The following is a 19,943-nucleotide window of genomic DNA, read 5'->3' as shown; positions in this document are numbered from 1 at the left end:
GGCGCGGCTGGGACAACGGCGGCGCGGAAGGTCATCGCGTGCGGATGGTCGGCATGCCCAGGACAGTGGGACCAGCAGGACCTGCTGAGCCGGAGCCTGCACCACAGCTGTCTGCCTGTGCGAGGTCCCACGCGTCACCGGCTGGGGATGTGCGCAGTGTGTATGGGGCATCCGCGATGAGGAAGTAGGGCTTGGCCTCCGTCAGCGTGGTGGTCACGAAGTCGCCCGGGCGGACGGGAGTGTCCGGGTCGGCATTGACATGAACCAGCCGGTTGTCCCGGGCGCGGCCTGAGAACCGGCCGTGCAGTGCATCGGGAAGTCCGGTCACGAGGATTTCGGCTTCAGAGCCGAGCAGCGCCTCGTTCTCTTCCAAGGAGATCCGGTCTTGCAGAGCGGTCAGGCGCTCGAAACGCTCCTGGACGACGTCCTTGGGGATCTGGTTGTCCATGTCTGCCGCCGGGGTGCCCGGGCGGATGGAGTACTGGAACGTGAAGGCTTGGGCGAAGCGGGCCTGTTCGACGATATCCATCGTGTCTTGGAAGTCTTCTTCGGTTTCTCCGGGGAAGCCGACGATGATGTCGGTGGTGATGGCGGCACCCGGAATGCGTTCGCGCACTTTGTCGAGGATGCCCATGAACCGTTTGGTGCGATAGGAGCGCCGCATGTCTTTGAGCACTTTGTCCGATCCGGACTGCAGCGGCATGTGCAGCTGCGGCATGACGGTGGGGGTTTCGGCCATAGCGTCGATGACATCGTCGGAGAATGCCGCCGGGTGCGGACTGGTGAAGCGCACGCGCTCAATGCGCGGTACCTGGCCGACAGCGCGCAGCAGTTTTGCGAATGCGCCCCTGTCGCGGAATTCGGTGCCGTAGGAATTGACGTTCTGACCCAACAGGGTCACTTCGACAACGCCTTCGGCTGCGAGTGCTTCGACTTCGGCGAGGATGTCGCCGGGGCGACGGTCTTTTTCTTTGCCGCGCAGAGCCGGGACGATGCAGAACGTGCACGTGTTGTTGCAGCCCACAGAAATCGACACCCACCCGGAGTGGGTGGATTCGCGGCGGGTGGGCAGGGTCGAGGGGAAGACGTCGAGGCTTTCTTTGATCTCGACTTGGGCTTCCTGGTTGTGGCGTGCGCGTTCGAGCAGCACAGGCAGTGATCCCATGTTGTGGGTGCCGAAGACCACGTCGACCCATGGGGCGCGTTTGACGATGGTATCGCGGTCTTTTTGGGCCATACAGCCGCCGACGGCAATCTGCATGCCGGGGCGCTGTTCTTTGACCTCGGCTAAGCGGCCCAGATTTCCGTACAGGCGGTTGTCGGCGTTTTCGCGTACCGCGCAGGTGTTGAAGACGACGATGTCTGCCTGTTCGCCGGTCTGCGCTGGGGAGTATCCGGCGTCGTCAAGAAGCCCCGAGAGTCTTTCGGAGTCGTGCACGTTCATCTGGCACCCGTAGGTTTTGACCTCGTAGGTGCGAGGGCGTGCTGTGGTTGTGTCAGTCATCGTCGTTGCCTCAGTCATCAGGCGTCATTCTAGCCGTTGGGTTTGCGGGTTCTGCAGTGTCGTGTGGCCGGTGGTGCTGTTGTCGCTGTGGAATACTGCGCACCATGAGCGACCCACATCCTGACGTTGTTGTCATCGGTTCGGGCCCGAATGGTTTGGCGGCTGGTGTGACGGCTGCTCGGGCGGGTCTGCGGGTTGTCGTGTACGAGGCTCAGCCAACGCTGGGCGGTGGGGCGCGCACTGCGGACCTGGGTTTGGCTGACGGGATTGTGCACGATCTGTGTTCGGCTGTTCATCCCCTTGCTGTTGCTTCGCCTTTCTTTTCTGCTTTTGATCTCCCTTCCCGAGGTGTCGACCTGCTTCTGCCAGAAGCCTCCTACGCGCACCCTCTTGAGGATGAGCCTTCCGCGGTTGCGTGGCACAGCCTGGATCGGACAGCTGCCGAACTGGGTGTCGACGGTTCGCGTTGGCGTGATCTGTTCTTGCCTTTGCTTGAGGCTCCCGAGGCGGTGGTCGCGCTGGGTCTGGGGTCGAAGCGGAGCGTGCCGCGTGAGGTTCTGAAGGCCCGAGGTGCCGCCGCGGCTGCACGTTTTGTTGGTTCGGTGGTCAAGGTCGCGCGGGCCGGTGGTGCGGGGTTGTTTTCTAAGGCTCGGGCGCGTGCGCTGTTGGGTGGGGTTGCAGCTCACTCCCCTGGTCGTCTGGGAACGCTGTCGTCTGCGGGCGTGGGACTCATGCTCGCGATGACGGGTCACCGGGATGGTTGGCCCATTCCGCGAGGTGGGTCTCAGACGATTGTGGATGCTCTTGTGACGGACATTGAGGCCCATGGCGGGTCATTTGTCACCGGTGCTCATATTTCCGATTCTTCCCAGTTGCCGCCTGCGCGAGCGTATCTGTGCGATACGACGGCGGAAGCTGCGGCAGGAATCTTTGCCGAGCACTTACCCGGCTCAGTGACGAGGAGCTTGCGCTCTCTTGGGCATCACAGTGGTGTTGCCAAGGTTGACCTTGTTCTGTCAGGCCCTGTTCCGTGGCGCGATCCGAATGTAGGCCTGGCCGGCACGGTTCACCTGGGCGGCACGTGGTCGGAAATCGCTGCATCACAGCATGCGGTCTCCCAAGGTGTGATGCCGCCGTTGCCGCTGGTTCTCGCGAGTGATCCGACGGTTGCTGATCCATCACGTGAGACGAGCGGTTTGCGCCCGCTGTGGACCTATGCACACGTTCCCTTGGGGTGTTCCGTTGACGTTACGGAGCATGTGGTCCGGCAGATTGAGCGATTTGCTCCTGGCTTCCGCGATGTTGTTGTTGCCTCGCGCTGTGTTCCTGCGTCAAGGATGAGTGAGCACAACGCGAACTATGTTGGCGGTGACATTGCGGCTGGCAGTGTTAACGCGTATCGCCTTGTGGCCCGGCCTCGGCCTGCGTGGGATCCCTATTCTTTTGGTTTGGTTCGCACTGTCGATGGGACTACGGCACGGGTTGCTCTGTGTTCAGCGGCTGCCGTGCCGGGCCCCGGTGTGCATGGTGTTTGCGGTTATGAGGCTATGCGCACGGTGTTGCGCAAGACCTTCGGCATAAACGAGCCCGTCAGCTTGAGTCCGCGGTCCGGCGGCTGACAGCTGGGGACTAACCCGAGCGCCCGCCCAGCCGCTGAGGTCAGACTTCGTCGAGTGCTCGGCGTGTGACGTCGAGGCAGATGCCCGTGGGGAATCCGCGACGAGCGAGCATGCCGAGGATTCTGCGTTCGCGGACTTCTCGAGGAAGCCCGCGGGTGCTGTGTGCCTTTTTCATTGCCACAGAGAACGCGAGTTCGTGTTCGTCTTCCGCATGGACGTCTTCGAGTGCTTCTGCCACCGCACCGTCAGGTAGGCCCTTTTTGCGCATCTGCATGCGCAGAGCTTTCTTCGACAGGCTGCGGCTCTGTCTTTGGGCGCGCACATAGCCGTGAGCGTAGGCCCTGTCATCAAGCAGGTTTGCGTTGGTGAGTTTGTCGATCAGGGTCTCAACGACGTCTTCGGGGTGTTCTTTCTTCAGCAGTTTGTCGCGCAGTTCAGCTGAGGAATGGTCGCGGGCACTGAGGATGTTGAGTGCCCGCTTTTTCGCCCGCTTGTACTCAGGGTCGTCTGAGGGGATGCGGTAATCGTCGCGTCTCTCCGCGGAATGTTCCGCGGAGATCGCGTCGATTTGTTCCTGCAGCTGACGCACCGTGCCAGCTGTGTCAGGCATTGGCCGGAGTCTCCTCCTGTTCTTCTGCTGATTCGTCAGCGCCGACAATGCCCAGCTTGGTCAGGATCTTCAGTTCGATTTCGTCACGCAGCTGAGGATTGTCCGCTAGGAAGCGGCGCACGTTCTCTTTGCCCTGGCCCAGTTGATCACCGTCATAGGTGAACCAGGAACCGGATTTGCGGATGATGCCGTTGTCTACGCCCATGTCGATGATGCTGCCCTCGCGGGAAATTCCCTTGCCGTAGATGATGTCGAATTCAGCCTGCTTGAAGGGCGGAGCCACCTTGTTCTTGACCACTTTGGCGCGGGTCTTGTTGCCGACGGCGTCTGCGCCTTCTTTGAGTGTTTCAATGCGGCGAACATCAATGCGCACGGAGGCGTAGAACTTCAGTGCTTTACCACCGGAGGTGACTTCGGGTGAGCCGAAGAAGACGCCGACCTTTTCACGCAGCTGGTTGATGAAGATGGCGGTGGTCTTGGAGTTGGCCAGCGCACCGGTGATCTTGCGAAGCGCCTGCGACATCAGCCGCGCCTGCAGACCCACGTGGGAGTCGCCCATTTCGCCTTCGATTTCAGCCTTGGGCACGAGAGCTGCGACGGAGTCGATGACGATGATGTCGAGAGCGCCGGAGCGAATCAGCATGTCGGCAATTTCCAGAGCCTGTTCACCGGTGTCCGGCTGCGACACGAGAAGGTTGTCGGTGTCGACGCCGAGCGCTTTGGCGTACACCGGGTCAAGTGCGTGTTCGGCGTCAATGAACGCTGCTAGACCGCCGGCCTGCTGAGCGCTGGCGACAGCATGCAGCGCAACGGTGGTTTTACCGGATGATTCCGGGCCGTAGACTTCAATGACGCGACCGCGCGGCAGACCGCCGACGCCTAGTGCTACGTCCAGCGCGAGCGAACCAGTGGGAATTGCTTCAATGGGCGGGCGCTCTTCGTCACCCAAACGCATAACGGCGCCTTTGCCGAACTGCCGGTCAATCTGCCCCAGCGCTGAGTCAAGAGCTTTGGTCTTCTGTTCCGCTGCCCGTTCTTCAGCGGTGCGCGATGCTGGCTTGCTTGCCATGGATCCTCCTCATTGGACGTTGTGCTCTGACTGTAGACCGAGGCACTGACATAGAGAACGCCAATTCAAAAGCTGTGGATAACTTTTTCGCTGGCAGGACAACAATACACGCACCCGAACACGTGTTCTATATTGCTTCCGGTGTGTCTGCTCGACTGGTCGCAGCGAAACTTCTTGCTGCTCCACAGCCTGCCTGGGAGGCCTCCATGGCGCGCTGCAGCAGCCGCCTGTGCGAGTGGTGGAATTCAGCGGTTGGCCCGATTTTCCTCTAGGCAATTGCGGCGCTTGCAGTGCTCACTGACCACATACTTCTCATACCGATAGACAGTGACATCCCGCGGTGGGCTTGTCTTCTCAGCTGTCCCATCAATATCCGTCCACGGACCGTCACCCACACGGTATCGGCCCTCATACCTGACCGTGACAGTCACCTTTACGCGCTCAGCCTTGCTGTACACATGATAGAAACCAGCGCGCTCCAAGCTCACCGGCTTGCGCCACGGTGAATGCGTCCACTTCACCGTTCCGTCACCAAAATCCCACCGCCACGACACCGGGACGGCCTCGACGGTGACCTGCTGGCCCAACATCGTCAGCGTCTTCGTCTGGGTGGTGTCCTCGGTCCAAAACGCGGTCCGCTTCCCAGCTACACCCCAGCCGTTCGGCCACACGTGAACCACCCCTGCGGACAGAGGAACAGACTGAAAATCCCTCTGCGTAACAACAGGAACCGCGGGAAGCGCAGGCGCTTCTTGAACCGGGGCCTGCCCGCGGGAGGGAGGACTCGGGGCGGCTGGCTGCCGGGGCTGCTCATGCCGCACCCAGCAATGACCGCCATCAACAGCAATCGGCCTCGCACCACACTTGTTGTGCCACCGAACAACCGGAGGAGGAGGCTCAGCCGAACCAGCGCCCGACTTATTGCCCGCGGGCCTGCTCGGACGCTTTTTTGTGTATCCCGACCCTGACTTGGAACGTGTCGGTTTGCGAGAAACTTTGCTTTTCTTCGTCAACGAGTTGGAACAACTGATTGTCCTGTCGAAGAGACCGCAGTTCGCGCTTGCCACAGCATGTTGTGGCCACATCACCAGAGATATCGCCGCAAACAATGCAGCGATTAGCACGGCTTGTGTCAGTCGATATTGCATGACGGACTCTCTATGTACATCTCAGCTGCTTTCCAAACGCCGTTATCTTTCCGCAGATAGAAACCCATTGCAGGCAAGTCGCGTTCACCCTCTGGACGAAACGCCCCCTCATTCGATACCCGCTCCCAATTCCTGAGATCCAAACATGCGGCTACGATGACAGCGTCCTCATCAGCCCCAAAATCTAGGATTTTTGGGGTTTGATGCTTTAGGTCGTTCACGGCCCTGTAACCCTTAGTGTCCTGGTCCTCCCGGGTCTGTTCATTTGCCTTTTTAAGATCCTCGGCAGACATGTCGATGTACTTGTCCCAGTAGACACCGCCGTCTTTGTAAGCTCGGTTCGCTGCGGCCATGTACTCCGTGAAGAAGACAACCGCTTCGTCGGCTAGCCGTTTGTCATCAGCTGACAGCACAAGTCCGTCTTCGACCTTGTACTCAGGAACAGTCGGGGTCGAGTCCTCCGGAGCCGCGAACGGCGAACCAGATTCAGACCCGTCCGCGCCTTGGCCTTCGGGCTTTCCGCCCGAACACCCCGATAAAGCCAAACACCCAACAAGCGCCGCAGCCACTCCACGACGCACTTTTCGCATGCACGAGCCGCCACTACGAGAATGTCCAGACAGAGAGAACATGATCAATTCCTGTTCGCCACACCTTTGTGAACTGTCTCCAGGCTATTGATTCGAGACCCGCATTACCAGACCTCACCGAGAATCTGTGGATAAAACCCGCTGAGGCTTCGATCAGTGCGCAGATGAGGGCACAAACAGAGGCGATCCGTGTATTTTCGCCTCGGTTTGTGCCCTCATCTGCAGAATGTTCCTCCGGTGCAAACCATGCTCCGCCAGAACCCGACGCGATTCAGAACGGTGTCGACAGTGGTTTGTCTTTGCCCAAACGGCGTTCAAATGGAACCCCTGTGCTGTCACAGACGGCTTCCCAGATTTCGCGTGGTTCAAAACCGGCATCGAAAGCTTCGGCCGGCGTGCGGGAGTCAAGCGAACTCAGTGCGAGGTCGGTATGCAGCGAACGGGCGCGCATCGCACCGAATTCGTCTTCCATGAGCTCCCAGTAGACCGTGTGCTGCATCAGCTGCCAATCATCGCTGGGGCGCCAGGGCGTCCCCACCCAAGTAGCTTTCAGACATTTCAGCTGGCACGGTGTCCGGAATTTCGACGCTTTCAGCCAGAGCGATGCGGTCGCTGACTTCCCGCAGAACAGCGGACAGCGGGACGTCGAGAGCAGAGCAGATAGAAGCCAGAAGCTCCGACGAGGCTTCCTTCTGCCCGCGTTCAATTTCGCTGAGGTAGCCGAGTGACACGCGCGCACCGGTAGAAACGTCCCGCAGGGTGCGGTTCTGACGGCGTCGCGCCGAGCGCAGGGTGTCGCCGATTTCCGTGCGGACGAGAGTCATAGGTGGCCTCCCTCTAGGCGACTCGTAAACAGTTGATCATTCATTCTTAACAGACAACCACGACTGGCAAAGATTTGTTCCCAAGACTACAGGCAGGCTCAGACACAAGCACAGATGAACCATTCAGCTTGCCCGGCTCCCATCTGCCGGCACCCCAGTGTGCTCAGCCGAGAGCGCGAGCCAGCAGGTCCAAACCAGCGTCGACAACCTGACTGCGAATCTGTGCTCGACTGCCCGAAAAGTCGTACCGCTGAACGTGTCCGCACCCTTCGGCGTCGGCTCCACTGTCCCCAGGTCGACCGGCCCCACCGGTTTGCCACAGCCCGATGTACACCCGTCCCACGGGTTTGCCGTCCTGCGGATCCGGTCCGGCAACCCCCGTACAGGAGATCCCGAGCTCGGCACCGCAGACTTGGGCGGCGCCTCGGGCCATTGACAGTGCAACATCAGGATCAACCGCACCGCGCTGCGCAAGAAGATCGGCGTCAACCCCGGCCAGCGTGTGCTTGAGTTCGGTGGCATAAGTGACCAATCCGCCGCGCAGAACGGCCGAAGCGCCAGGCACATCGGCCAGCGAAGCCGCAAGCAGGCCCGCGGTCAGCGATTCGCAGGCTGCGATTGTAAGACCCCGCTGTGATGCCGCCGCAATCACTTCGCGGGCACCGGGCCGCGGATCAGCAGACCGCGGCTCCACTGGCCCCGGCTCAGCAGACGACAGCTCAGCAGACTGCGGCCCGCCGCCTTCGACGGTATCGACCGCGCCCGGTCCACTCATGGCTGTCAGCCCGCCTGCTTCAGCGCTTTGCCGACATCGACCACGTACTGCATACCCGACCACAGGGTCTGCACAATCGCGGCGACGAGAATCACCCACGCCACAACGAGCAGTCCCACGGTCAGTCCGGAAATGCCCAAATGCCCAACTGGAACCACCAGGAGCAGCAGGCCCACGGCCACAGTCTGCAGAACAGTCTTGATCTTGCCGCCCTTCGAAGCCGGCAGCACGATCTTCTTGACCACAATCAGGCGCATTGCGGTAATGCCGTATTCGCGCACAAGGATGATGACCGGCACCCACCACGGCAGACCGCCGGGCCCGCCGATGATCGCCAGGCCGATGAACGCCGCAGACATGAGCGCCTTGTCGGCAATCGGGTCGGCGATCTTTCCGAAGTCGGTGATCAGCCCGTACTTGCGGGCAATAGTCCCGTCAATCCAATCCGTGATCATCGCCAGGCAGAAAATGCCGAAAGCCCACAGTCGTAAGACCGGGTCCTGCCCGCCCTGGGCCAGCAGAAGCCACAAGAACAGCGGAACCATGAGGATCCGCAGGACCGTCAAAGCGTTGGGCACATTCCACGAACTGGGTGCCTGAGTCGAAGTTTCCATCATGCTCACTGTACCGCTCAGCGGCCGGTGAGGTCCCAGGCGTCCTCCCCGCCGGCTTCAACGACCTCGAGCCCGGTTTCGGCGTCGTAGGTCCGCCCGCTCGCATCCGTGTAGTCGGAATGGCTGAGCGGATCTGACGAGGTGGAGCTCACCTGCGGTCCGCTGGCTGCAGCAGCGCTGGATGCGGCTGGGTCGGCCGCCGCTGCGCTGCCGGTGTCAGATTCTTCTGCCGGCGGTGTTTCACCCTTGATGTAGGCGAGTGTGGACGGAAGGTCTTCCGGTTTGACCAACACGTCGCGGGCTTTCGAGCCTTCGGAGGGACCGACGATTCCGCGGGACTCCATAAGGTCCATGAGCCGTCCCGCACGCGCGAATCCCACGCGCAGCTTGCGCTGCAGCATTGAGGTCGAACCGAACTGGGTTGTGACAACGAGTTCGACCGCCTGCAGCAGGTCGTCCATGTCGTCGCCGATCTCTTCGTCGATCTGCTTCTGCGGGCTGGCCTGCTGGACGTCTTCGCGGTAATTCGGCGAAAGCTGCCCCTTGACGTGTTCAACGACCTTTTCGATTTCAGATTCGTTGATCCACGCCCCCTGCACGCGCATGGGCCGCGATGCTCCCATCGGCAGGAACAGCGCGTCACCCTGGCCGATGAGCTTTTCAGCACCCGGCTGGTCGAGGACCACGCGGGAGTCAGCAAGCGACGAGGTCGCAAATGCCAGGCGGGAGGGCACGTTTGCCTTGATCAGGCCGGTAACAACATCCACCGAGGGCCGCTGGGTTGCCAGGACCAGGTGGATGCCGGCTGCGCGGGCCAGCTGGGTGATGCGCTGAATGGAGGCTTCAACGTCTCGCGGAGCGACCATCATGAGGTCGGCGAGTTCGTCTACGACCACCAGCAGGTAGGGGTACGGCTGGAGTTTGCGCTCTGAACCGGCCGGGGGTGTGAGCTTGCCTTCGCGGACGGCTTTGTTGAACTCGCGCACGTGTTTGAATCCGAAGTGTGCAAGGTCGTCATAGCGGGCGTCCATTTCCTTCACGACCCATTCGAGGGCTTCTGCAGCCTTCTTCGGATTGGTGATGATGGGCGTGATGAGGTGCGGGATGCCGTCGTAGATCGTCAGTTCAACGCGCTTGGGGTCGACGAGGATCATGCGCACATCGTCCGGGGTCGCCCGCATCATGATCGAGGTGATCATGGAGTTGATGAAGCTTGACTTACCGGAGCCCGTGGCACCTGCTACGAGCATGTGGGGCATCTTCGACAGGTCGGCAACGACAAAGCCGCCTTCGACGTCCTTGCCGACTCCGACGACCATCGGGTGTTCAGTTTGACGGGCAGCTCCGGAGCGCAGAACATCGCCGAGGACCACGGTTTCGCGGTCGCTGTTGGGAATTTCGATGCCGATGGCGGACTTGCCGGGAATCGGCGAAAGGATGCGCACTTCTGCACTGGCCACCGCGTAGGCGATGTTCTTCGACAGGTTGGTGATCTTCTCAACCTTTGTGCCCGGCCCCAGTTCAACCTCGTAGCGGGTGACCGTTGGTCCGCGGCTGAAGCCGGTCACTTCGGCATTGATCTTGAATTCGTGGAAGACATCGCGCAGCGCCGCGACCACGCGGTCGTTGGCTTCGGAGCGCTCTTTAGCCGGCGGTCCGGCCGTCAGCAGGTCGGTGCTCGGCAGTGTGTAGGTGACATCCCCGTCAAGCGACAGCTGAGTGACCCGCTCAGGAAGTTCGCCCGTCGGGTGCGGGGCCGGTGTGGAAACAGCGGGAACAACATCTCCGGCTTTGGCCGCGCCGACAGCCCCCGCCCCACCCGGGGCTCCCGCGTCAGCCGAATCGTCCATGCCCAGGCTCTTCTTAAGCTCAGCACGTTCTTTTTCGGCTTTCGTCTTACGGCGCTGACCCGGTTTGGGTGCGTCCACATCAAAGACTTCTGTCGCGGCATCGTCGGCGTTCCCGGCTGTCGGAGCACCGGCTGTGGGCATAACGGTGGTCTGCTGCTGCGACGGCGGAAGTTCAGACTCTTCGATCACCGCCTTGTCATAGGCCCGCGATTTTTCGGCGTCGTCATCATCCTGCTTCTTCCGACTCCGGCGCTTGGCTCCCATCGGCTTCAAAGTCGACGTGCGCCGACCCTCGGCAACCAGATCCACATTGCCGTGCTCATCGTCTTCTGAGTGCGACGACCGACCCCCGGTCAGTCGGTCGTAGGCGCCCATGAGGCGCGACGGTATTTCCTGAACCGGGGTTGCGGTGATGACGAGCACTGAGAACAGACCCAGCAGGATCAGCAGCGGAACTGCGACGAATTCGGTGACAGCAGCCACGAGAGGGGTCGCCAAGAGGAAGCCGATGGCGCCTCCCCCGTTGGCCATCGCCTCGTGCGAATTGGCGAACGTGGGCACCCCGGCGTAGATGTGCGCAAGACCAGCTGCCGCGGCGATGAAGCCGATGATGCCGAACAGAATGCGGTTGTTGCCGCGTGTGTCCGCCCCGCGCATGAACAGGCGCACGGCGTAGCCCACGCAGATGACCGGCAGGGCAAGAGCGACACGGCCGGCGGTGCCTTCGACGACAGCTCGCACAGCTCCGCCGATGGCGCCGGGAATGTTCCACCATTCAAAGGCCGCAATGACGAGGGCCAATCCGATGAGGAAGAACCCGGTGCCGTCACGGCGGGTTGGCGATGGGTCGTCGTTGGGTTCTTCTGAGAACACCTTGCGGGTTCGATCGCCTGCCATGCGGGAAACTCCCATCCATGCCCCGGTCACCGGGTTTGCTTTCTTGGGCCCCGCTTCGGGTTCGGCAGGTGCTCTGCTCGCGCGCTTTCTGCGCTTACCAGCAGCGGGGGAAGTCGTACTGGTCGCCATGGAACCATATTAGGTCCGCTGGCGGCCCGTGCCGCGTATTCTGTGGTCTGCGGCGTGTAGCGCGTCAATTGGCCAACACGAGGAGAATCATGAACCGCATCTGGTCGCTGCGCTCCTGTTCATCACGGTGCTCTTCCGCGGCATCTACCACCTCATGCGGGCCATCGCGAAGATCCGTGGTGCGAGCCATGAATCGGCCAGCTCTGCATCGACCCCGGCAATAGATTTACACTAAGGATATGGCTTTGAGCTTCCATCGAATTGCGCTTGCAGTGAGCATCTTGATCAGTGCCGCAGCCTGCTTTTGCTTTTATTCTAATTTTCCGTTCGGACCCTATGGCCCACGCGAATATAATCAATATTACGTAGGGGTCACAACTGTTCCTGCTATCGTCGCCGCCGGTTTTATTATTGCGACGAGGGCCATGCGGACAATGTGGGCTGTGATTCTATCACTGCTCTTGTTCACTGTGCTCTGCACGCTGGCTGGAATGGCTCTTTATCCTTCTGGCCCGAAATGGTCAATAGAGAGCGTCTTTCTTACTCTTCTTTATGTCGCTTTGCCCACCACAGCATCCACCACACTCATTTACGCTATTGCGGCTGCAGCCAGATGGCTGTACGTCGAAATCCGCGGCAGCGGGTCGAGGTCATAAGGCTGCTCATAGACTGAAGACATGACTTTCACAAAGCAGCGCAACGGTACACCTGCCGGTTTCTTCGAAGCCGAGGCCGCCGGTCTGCGGTGGCTTGCTGAACCGGGAGTCATTCCGGTGGTTCGCGTACTCGGCGTGGCAGATGACCGGCTGGAGCTTCAACGACTGGAGCCTGCCCCATCGACTCCCGAGGCGGCGCGCACCTTTGGTGCGCAGCTGGCCCTCCTGCACAACAGCGGAGCATCCGGGTTCGGCTGGGCGCCCCACTCCCCCGCCTACTTCGGTCCCCTGAGTCAGCCGTTCGAGGTGCCGACGGCACCTCGTGAATCCTTTGGTGAGTTCTGGGCGGAAGATCGTCTGCGCCCGCTGTTGGAACGGACCCGTGGGCAGCTGGGCGACCGGGGCGCAAGCACGGTTGAAGACGCTGTCAACCTCATCGCTGATGGGGCCTACGACGGGATAGCCGGTGGGCCCGCCGAAGATCCGGCACGCGTCCACGGGGATCTGTGGAGCGGGAACCTCATGTGGACGGTCGACGGTGCGGTGCTCATCGACCCGGCGGCCCACGGCGGCCACCGATTAGAGGATTTGGCGATGCTCGCCATGTTCGGTGCGCCTCACCTCGATGAGATCTATGCCGGCTATGAGTCCGAGCACGCCATGCCGAAGAAGTGGCGGAACGACATTCCCGCCCACCAGCTTTTCGGCCTTCTGGCCCACGTTCACCTGTTCGGGTCGATGTACACCCCGGACACGGTTTCTGCCGCGGCAGAGGTTCTGCGCGGCAAGTAGCTGCCACCTGGCAACTGCTCTCCGGCAGAAGCCAGAACACACTGTGGCCCCCGCGAATACTTCGCGAGGGCCACAGTGTGCGAGCGTCAGGCGGAAGGCCTTCAGCTCAGGGCTCCATCAGCCCAGCAGTTCATAGGCGGGAAGGGTGAGAAAGTCGTGGTATTCCTCATCCAGCGCCATTTCGGTGAAGAGCTTGGTTGCCTGCTCGAGGTTGTCACCCGAGAGCTTGGCAGTCTCTTCGTCGATGAGCTTCTGGACGAAGTCCTTCGTGATCTGCTCGCCGGAGTCGTCGAGCTTCACGCCTTCCTTCACCCACTGCCACACCTGGCTGCGCGAGATTTCTGCGGTCGCGGCGTCCTCCATCAGACCGTTGATGGCGGCTGCGCCGTTGCCGTTGAGCCACGACTGGACGTACTGGATGCCCACCGAGATGTTGGTGCGCAGCCCGCCTTCAGTGATCTGGCCGGGAGTGTCCTTCACACTGAGCAGGTCAGTCGCGGAAACGCTGACGTCTTCGCGCTTCTTGTCGATCTGGTTGGGGCGCTCGCCCAGAACCTTGGTGAAGGCTTCCTTACAGGTTTCCACCATTCCGGGGTGGGCAACCCACGAACCGTCGAAGCCGTCGCCGGCCTCACGCGACTTGTCGTTCGTGACCTGGTCGTAGGCCTTCTTGTTGGCTTCTTCATCCTTCGAGGGAATGAAGGCCGACATACCGCCGATGGCGTGCGCGCCGCGCTTGTGGCAGGTGCGCACCAGAAGTTCGGTGTAGGCGCGCATGAACGGAACGGTCATGGTGACCTGGGCGCGGTCCGGGGTGATCCAGTCTTCGCCCTTATTCCTGTGGGTCTTGATGACCGAGAAGATGTAGTCCCAGCGACCGGCGTTCAGACCCGAGGAGTGTTCGCGCAGTTCGTAGAGGATCTCCTCCATTTCGAATGCCGCCGGGTAGGTCTCGATGAGGCAGGTGGCGCGGATGGTGCCGCGCGGAACACCGAGAGCTTCCTGGGCATCAACGAAGATGTTGTTCCACAGGCGCGCTTCCAGGTGCGATTCCATCTTCGGCAGATAGAAGTACGGGCCGCGGCCCTTTTCGATCTGCTTGCGGCCTGCACTTGCGAAGTACAGAACGAAGTCGACGATCGAACCGGAGACGGGGTTGCCGTCCACGAGGATGTGCTTTTCGGTCATGTGCCAGCCGCGGGGGCGGACGATGATGGTGGGCAGCTCTTCATCTGGACGCAGCTTGTATTCCTTGCCGGTCTCTTCGGCAACGAAGTCGATTTCACGGTTGGTCGCGTCAAGCAGGTTGATCTGCCCGCCGATGACGGAATCCCAGGCGGGGGTGTTGGCGTCTTCCTGGTCGGCCAGCCACGCCTTGGCGCCGGAGTTCAGCGCGTTGATCGTCATCTTGCGGTAGGTGGGGCCGGTGACCTCAACACGGCGGTCCTCCAGACCGGGGGCCGGAGGTGCCACCTGCCACGAATCGTCTTCGCGAATGGCCTTGGTCTCTTCAAGGAAGTCGAGCTCGCCGCCTTCGTCCAAGAACTTCTGACGCTCGATGCGCGCCGCCAGGCGCTCCTGGCGTTCGCCTTCGTACTTGCGGTGGAGGTCGGCGATGAGCTGCAGGGCCTCAGCGGTGAGGACCTTGGAGTATTCGGGTTTGAGCTCAGCGGTGATTTCCATGCCTTCAGGAAGCTGCAGATCGGCAGTGGTCATTGTCTGTCTCCTATTCGTGTGATTCCACATTGTGAAATCTTTGATTCACACATTGAAAGATTAGGCGGAAGGTCCCGTTGGAGTCAACAGCCGCCCCAACAGGCCTCCGCATAGCCAGAATCAGGCGTTGGGCTTAGCGTGCGGTCCTACGACAACCATCGTCCCGGGATTGAGAATGCCCTGGGGATCCAGTGCCTTTTTGATGCGCTCGTTGAGTTCGTACACATCGTCGCCCAGGTAGTCCTTCAGCCACGGCTGCTTGAGCTTGCCGACGCCGTGCTCACCCGTGATGGTTCCGCCCAGGTTGATGGCCAGGCTCATAACCTCACCGTAGGCCTTGTTGGCCCGCTCCTCTTCGCCTTCAACAGTGGGGTCGAAGACGACGAGCGGGTGGGTGTTGCCGTCACCGGCGTGGGCCATAACGGGAATGCGCACACCATTGCGCTCTGCGATCTCGGCAATGCCCACAACGAGGTCACCCAGCTTGGGAATGGGGACGCCGACGTCCTCCAGAAGGATGGAGCCGGTCTTCTCAATGGCCGGAATTGCATGACGGCGAGCAAAGGCGAACTGCTCACCTTCATCCGGGTCGGTTGTCGACAGACACTCGGTGGCCCCGGCCGCGTTGCAGATGTCTTCCATCCGCTGCATTTCGAATGCGGCAAACTCGGCAGGCTCGTCCGACTGGATGATGAGCATGGCAGCCGCAGCGCGATCCAACCCCATGCGCAGGTCATCTTCAACCGCGTTGATGGTCGCATTGTCCATGAATTCGAGCATGGACGGCTGCATGCCGCGGGTGATGTCGAGCACCGCCTTCGAGGAGCACTCGAGACTGGGGAAGACAGCCACGAGGGTCGAGGGGGTGCGCTGCTTGGGAACCAGCCGCAGGGTGATCTCCACGACGATGCCGAGCGCACCTTCGGAGCCGATGAACAGCTTGGTCAGCGAAAAGCCCGCCACGTCCTTCACGCGCGGACCGCCCAGGGTGATGAGCTTGCCGTCGGCCAGCACCACCTTCAGCCCCAGAACGTAGTCCGTTGTGACACCGTACTTCACGCAGCACAGACCGCCGGCGTTGGTCGAAATATTGCCGCCGATCGAACAGAACTCGCGCGAAGCAGGGTCCGGCGGGTACCACAGCCCCTCTGCCTGCGCCGCCGCATTGACCTCCCCGTTGTACGCGCCGGGCTGCACGACGGCCGTGCGGGTTGCAACGTCGATGGTGATGTCGCGCATCTTGTCCAGGGAGATGACGATGGCGCCGTCCTGCGCGGTCGAACCGCCGGACAGACCGGAACCGGCACCACGGGGAATGACGGGAACGTCATGCTCGGCAGCCCAGCGAACTGCAGTCTGCACGTGTTCGGCACTGCGAGCCCGCACAACGGCCAGCGGCATTCCGGCATTGGGATCGTTCGCGCGGTCGCGACGGTACGCCTCCATCTGGTCTGGATTGACGGTGACAACACCGTCGGGCAGGGAGGAGATCAGTTCTTCGAGCATCGGCCCACCTTTTGAGTATCAGCGGCATTTTGCGTATAGGCAGCAGAGTCTGAAAATGAATTTACATTTCCACCTAGCGAAATCAATATACTACCCTAGATGTGTTCTACATCGCACCGGTTTGTGCGTGCAGTCAGGAGGCACAATGGCACCGACGTCGCGAGTCCAATCGGTTGACCGCACCCTCGACGTACTCGAAGCGCTCGGCTCCATGGGCGGAGCCGCCCGCTCGATCGACCTTGCAGAACAGCTGAACCTGCCCGCCCCGACAGTTCACCGAATCCTGGCGACCCTGTCAGCCCGAGGCTATGTGGGCCAGCTGCCCGACAAGCGCTATTCCCTGGGAGCCGCCCTCATTCGACTGGGAGCGCAGGCAGCGTCCCAGGTCGGCTATGACCTCCAGCCGATCCTCGACCGCCTGGCAGAAGAACTCGGAGAGACCGTCAACCTCGCTTTTATGCAGGGCACGACCATGACCTACGTCGCCCAAGCCGCGTCCCGCCGATCCATGCGAATGTTCACAGAAGTCGGCGCCCGAGTTCCCATGCACAGTTCGGGCGTGGGCAAAGCGACACTGGCCCACCTGCAACCCGGTGAAGTCGACGCGATACTCGCCTCCGCCTCGGCTGCCGATGACCAGGCGCTGCGCGCGGAACTGGCCTTGAGCCGAGAACGCGGGTTCGCCCTTGACGACGAAGAACAGGAAGTGGGCGTTCGCTGCCTGGCAGTTCATGTGCCCGGCGCACCGGTGCCGGCAGCGCTGTCGACATCATCGCCGACTTCCCGTCTGGCAGAAGACGTCTACGAATCGGTCGCCCAGGCGCTGCACACCGCCGCGGCAAGGCTGACCGCAGTGTGGGCTTCTCGGCACTGAAGCACGCTCCAACATGCCTCATATAAACAGGCTGGGCGAGGGTGTGCCCCTCGCCCAGCCAGCAGGTCTCGCAGCTTCGGCAATCAGTCTTCGCCGCCGACAAGCACCACCATCGGCACGATCATGGGACCGCGGCGCAGCTTGGTCGACAGCCAGCGGCCAATGGTGCGGCGGATGATCTGCTGCAGACGGTGCTGATTCTTCACTCCGTCGTCCAGAGCGTCCTCCACCGCCTTGGCGATCTTCGGCTTGATGGTGTCGAACACGCGGTCGTGCTCAGCGACACCCCGCGTGTGGATTTCCGGTCCGGCAACGATTTCGCGGTTCTTCACATCGATCGTCATGAAGATCGACACAAAGCCCTCGCCGGCAAGCACGCGGCGGTCGCGCAGATCGTCTTCCGTGACATAGCCGACCGATTTGCCGTCAACGAAGACGTACTCACACGGCACGGCCCCGACAATTGAGGCCTGCCCGTTCTTGAGGTCGACAACCCAGCCGTCATCAGCCACGACGACCTTCTCCTTGGGCACCCCGGTGTCCATCGCCAGTTTGGCGTTGGCCAGCATGTGGCGCCATTCGCCGTGCACCGGCATAACGCCTCTGGGTTTGACGATGTTATAGGCGTACAGGAGCTCACCTGCCGAAGCGTGGCCGGAGACGTGAACCGCGGCGTTGCCCTTGTGGATGACGGTTGCGCCCAAGCGCATCAGACCGTTGATCACGCGGGACACTGAGTTTTCGTTCCCGGGGATAAGCGAACTTGCCAAGATGACGGTGTCGTCTTCGTTGAGGTCGATCTGGTGGGTGCCGTTGGCCATGCGCGACAGTGCGGCCATGGGCTCGCCCTGAGAACCGGTGCACATGAGCACAACCTGGTCTTCGGGAAGATCGTCAACCTGTTTGAGATCGATGATGGAGCCCGCGGGCGCTTTGAGATAGCCGAGCTCCTGGGCGATCTTCATATTCCGCACCATGGAGCGGCCGACAAAGGCCACTTTGCGACCGTGGGCGACTGCGGCTTCGAGAACCTGCTGCACGCGGTGGACGTGCGATGCAAAGGACGCCACGATCACCCGGCGCGATGCGTGGCTGAACTGCTGTTCGAGGACCCGCCCGATATTGCGCTCATGAGCGGTGAAGCCGGGAACTTCCGCATTCGTGGAATCAGTGAGGAAAAGGTCAACACCTTCTTCTCCGACCCTGGCGAAAGAGCGCAGGTCTGTTATCCGCCCATCCAGCGGCAGCTGGTCCATTTTGAAGTCGCCGGTGTGCAGGATGGTTCCCGCGTCTGTGCGCAGGAAAACGGCAAGAGCATCAGGAATCGAATGGTTGACGGCAATGAATTCAAGGTCGAACGGACCGAGCTTTTCGCGGTCGCCTTCGGACACGACTTTCGTTCTGGCCCTCACACGGTGCTCTTTGAGCTTCGGCTCCACGAGAGCCAGTGTCAGAGTCGAGCCGAGGATCGGGACGTCGCGGCCCAGCTTGCGCAGCAAATACGGCACAGCACCGATGTGATCTTCGTGGCCGTGGGTCAGCGCAATGCCGACAACGTCTTTTTCCCGCCCGTCGAGGTACGAGAAGTCCGGCAGGATGAGATCGACTCCCGGCTGTTCTTCTTCGGGAAAGAGCACACCGGCATCGATGATGAGGAGCTTGCCGCCGGTCTCGAAGACCGTCATGTTGCGCCCAACCTCACCGAGACCGCCGAGAGCTACGATCCGCAGGGCGTTGGTGTCGACCTTCGGGGGTGTTCCGAGGTCGGTTGGCAGTTCAATCACTGAAGAAAACCGTGTCCTTCCAATGTTCGGCGCAGGAAGTCGACCTGTTCTGGCGTGGCCGGCAGAAGAGGCATGCGCACTGCGCGGGAGGGAATCACGCCCATGAGTTCAAGACAGGCCTTAGCGGAAACCACCCCGGGCATGTGATTCATGATTGCGTCGACCACAGAAACAAGGTCCAGGGCCAGGCGGCGAGCCGAGGCGATGTCATTCGCAGCGACCAGATCCACCATTTCAGACAGAGGACGGGCGACTACGTGCCCGGCGACCGACACTACGCCGACGGCGCCGGCGGCAAGCAGCGGCAGGTTGAGGGCGTCTTCGCCCGAGTAGTAGACGAGGTCGGTTTTCGCCATGACCTCGATCGACGATGCGATATCGCCCTTGGCATCTTTGACCGCCAGGATTGTAGGACAATCGGCAAGCTCGATCAGCGTTTCGGCTTCAATGGGAACACCCGAACGGCCTGGAATGTCATAGAGCATCAGCGGCAGGTCCGAAGCCCCGGCGACTGCCCGCATGTGCGCAGCGATCGCCGCCTGCGATGGCTTGGAGTAGTACGGGGTGACGGCCAGAAGTCCGTGGGCTCCGGCTTCGACGGCCTGTTCGACATTGGCGATACTGCTGCGCGTGTCGTTTGTGCCGATGCCCGCGACAATGCGCACGTGCTCGGGAACAGCTTCTTTCACCGCGCGCAGCAGGTCGCCCTTTTCGTCAAATGACGTTGTTGGAGATTCGCCAGTGGTGCCGGAGACGACCAGCATGTCGTTGCCCGTGTTCACCAGGTGTTCGGCCACCGCCTGCGCCGCATCGAAGTCGACGTCTTCGCCCTTGAAGGGCGTCAGCATAGCCGTACCAACGCGACCGAAAGCGGCGGTCGCCTGCGCTGCTTGTGAATCTCCCTGTGTAGCCATGCCTCCTACTGTACCGTCAGCGGCTGGGGCTGTGCTTCCTCACTCGGCGGCGGACCGTGGCACAATCACAAG

Annotated in this window: 19 protein-coding genes; 4 read left to right on the top strand and 15 right to left on the bottom strand. The window is 61.3% G+C overall.

Features of this window, described 5'->3' with window-relative positions; all coding sequences use genetic code 11:
- Positions 1-31: 31 nt before the first annotated feature.
- Positions 32-1,522, bottom strand: coding sequence for a tRNA (N6-isopentenyl adenosine(37)-C2)-methylthiotransferase MiaB (gene miaB, locus GC119_RS08715; protein WP_070777157.1), 1,491 nt, complete (start codon positions 1,520-1,522; stop codon positions 32-34).
- Between the two features lie 86 nt (positions 1,523-1,608).
- Between miaB and GC119_RS08710 the strand changes: the two genes are divergently transcribed.
- Positions 1,609-3,123, top strand: a complete 1,515-nt coding sequence (locus GC119_RS08710) for a phytoene desaturase family protein (RefSeq protein WP_083318921.1) — start codon at positions 1,609-1,611, stop codon at positions 3,121-3,123.
- A gap of 40 nt (positions 3,124-3,163) precedes the next feature.
- Here the strand turns inward: GC119_RS08710 and GC119_RS08705 are convergent, their stop codons facing one another.
- The 10 genes from GC119_RS08705 to GC119_RS11195 all read right to left on the bottom strand — a co-directional run bounded on the left by GC119_RS08705 (position 3,164) and on the right by GC119_RS11195 (position 11,819).
- The gene (locus tag GC119_RS08705) at positions 3,164-3,733 is read right to left on the bottom strand and encodes a regulatory protein RecX (RefSeq protein WP_070777155.1); all 570 of its coding nucleotides are present in this window, start codon (positions 3,731-3,733) and stop codon (positions 3,164-3,166) included.
- A complete protein-coding gene (gene recA, locus GC119_RS08700) occupies positions 3,726-4,802 on the bottom strand; it encodes a recombinase RecA (RefSeq protein ID WP_070777154.1) in 1,077 nt (358 codons plus the stop codon). The genes GC119_RS08705 and recA overlap by 8 nt, the downstream gene beginning before the upstream one ends.
- 245 nt (positions 4,803-5,047) lie before the next feature.
- Positions 5,048-5,473 (bottom strand): PKD domain-containing protein, encoded by a 426-nt coding sequence (locus GC119_RS08695; RefSeq protein WP_070574344.1) that lies wholly within the window; start codon positions 5,471-5,473, stop codon positions 5,048-5,050.
- Positions 5,474-5,934: 461 nt separating this feature from the next.
- Positions 5,935-6,519: a hypothetical protein gene (locus GC119_RS08690; protein ID WP_141759550.1), complete on the bottom strand. Its 585-nt coding sequence runs from the start codon at positions 6,517-6,519 to the stop codon at positions 5,935-5,937.
- Positions 6,520-6,811: 292 nt separating this feature from the next.
- Positions 6,812-7,039, bottom strand: a complete 228-nt coding sequence (locus GC119_RS08685; RefSeq protein WP_070574339.1) for a DUF3046 domain-containing protein — start codon at positions 7,037-7,039, stop codon at positions 6,812-6,814.
- Positions 7,040-7,049: 10 nt separating this feature from the next.
- A complete protein-coding gene (locus tag GC119_RS08680; protein ID WP_070574337.1) occupies positions 7,050-7,364 on the bottom strand; it encodes a helix-turn-helix domain-containing protein in 315 nt (104 codons plus the stop codon).
- 163 nt (positions 7,365-7,527) lie between these two features.
- Entirely contained in the window at positions 7,528-8,139 is a 612-nt protein-coding gene (locus tag GC119_RS08675) for a CinA family protein (protein WP_083304140.1), read from the bottom strand.
- Between the two features lie 5 nt (positions 8,140-8,144).
- Positions 8,145-8,753 (bottom strand): CDP-diacylglycerol--glycerol-3-phosphate 3-phosphatidyltransferase, encoded by a 609-nt coding sequence (gene pgsA, locus GC119_RS08670; RefSeq protein WP_070574458.1) that lies wholly within the window; start codon positions 8,751-8,753, stop codon positions 8,145-8,147.
- 17 nt (positions 8,754-8,770) lie between these two features.
- Entirely contained in the window at positions 8,771-11,500 is a 2,730-nt protein-coding gene (locus GC119_RS08665) for an FtsK/SpoIIIE family DNA translocase (protein ID WP_070574454.1), read from the bottom strand.
- Between the two features lie 193 nt (positions 11,501-11,693).
- Positions 11,694-11,819, bottom strand: coding sequence for a hypothetical protein (locus tag GC119_RS11195; RefSeq protein ID WP_256278278.1), 126 nt, complete (start codon positions 11,817-11,819; stop codon positions 11,694-11,696).
- 49 nt (positions 11,820-11,868) lie between these two features.
- Here GC119_RS11195 and GC119_RS08655 point away from each other — a divergent pair, with 49 nt between their 5' ends.
- Entirely contained in the window at positions 11,869-12,285 is a 417-nt protein-coding gene (locus tag GC119_RS08655) for a hypothetical protein (RefSeq protein ID WP_070574335.1), read from the top strand.
- A gap of 21 nt (positions 12,286-12,306) precedes the next feature.
- Entirely contained in the window at positions 12,307-13,077 is a 771-nt protein-coding gene (locus tag GC119_RS08650; RefSeq protein ID WP_070574333.1) for a fructosamine kinase family protein, read from the top strand.
- 117 nt (positions 13,078-13,194) lie between these two features.
- On the opposite strand, the gene aceB is transcribed toward GC119_RS08650, so the two are convergent.
- Together aceB and GC119_RS08640 are read right to left on the bottom strand one after the other, a co-directional pair.
- The gene (aceB, locus tag GC119_RS08645) at positions 13,195-14,793 is read right to left on the bottom strand and encodes a malate synthase A (RefSeq protein WP_070574331.1); all 1,599 of its coding nucleotides are present in this window, start codon (positions 14,791-14,793) and stop codon (positions 13,195-13,197) included.
- Between the two features lie 120 nt (positions 14,794-14,913).
- Positions 14,914-16,299, bottom strand: coding sequence for an FAD-binding oxidoreductase (locus GC119_RS08640; RefSeq protein WP_070574330.1), 1,386 nt, complete (start codon positions 16,297-16,299; stop codon positions 14,914-14,916).
- A gap of 145 nt (positions 16,300-16,444) precedes the next feature.
- On the opposite strand from GC119_RS08640, the gene GC119_RS08635 reads away from it, so the two are divergent.
- On the top strand, positions 16,445-17,173 hold the full coding sequence (locus GC119_RS08635; protein ID WP_070574328.1) for an IclR family transcriptional regulator: 729 nt from the start codon (positions 16,445-16,447) through the stop codon (positions 17,171-17,173).
- 83 nt (positions 17,174-17,256) lie between these two features.
- On the opposite strand, the gene GC119_RS08630 is transcribed toward GC119_RS08635, so the two are convergent.
- Together GC119_RS08630 and dapA are read right to left on the bottom strand one after the other, a co-directional pair.
- Positions 17,257-18,957, bottom strand: coding sequence for a ribonuclease J (locus tag GC119_RS08630; RefSeq protein WP_070574326.1), 1,701 nt, complete (start codon positions 18,955-18,957; stop codon positions 17,257-17,259).
- Positions 18,954-19,871, bottom strand: a complete 918-nt coding sequence (gene dapA, locus GC119_RS08625; RefSeq protein ID WP_151952919.1) for a 4-hydroxy-tetrahydrodipicolinate synthase — start codon at positions 19,869-19,871, stop codon at positions 18,954-18,956. The genes GC119_RS08630 and dapA overlap by 4 nt, the downstream gene beginning before the upstream one ends.
- Between the last annotated feature and the right edge of the window lie 72 nt (positions 19,872-19,943).

It is taken from the genome of Brevibacterium sp. Marseille-P9724, from assembly GCF_902500275.1.
Taxonomy (GTDB): Bacteria; Actinomycetota; Actinomycetes; order Actinomycetales; family Brevibacteriaceae; genus Brevibacterium.
Note: the sequence above shows the minus strand (reverse complement) of the source record. Positions and strands in the feature narration are given on the sequence as shown.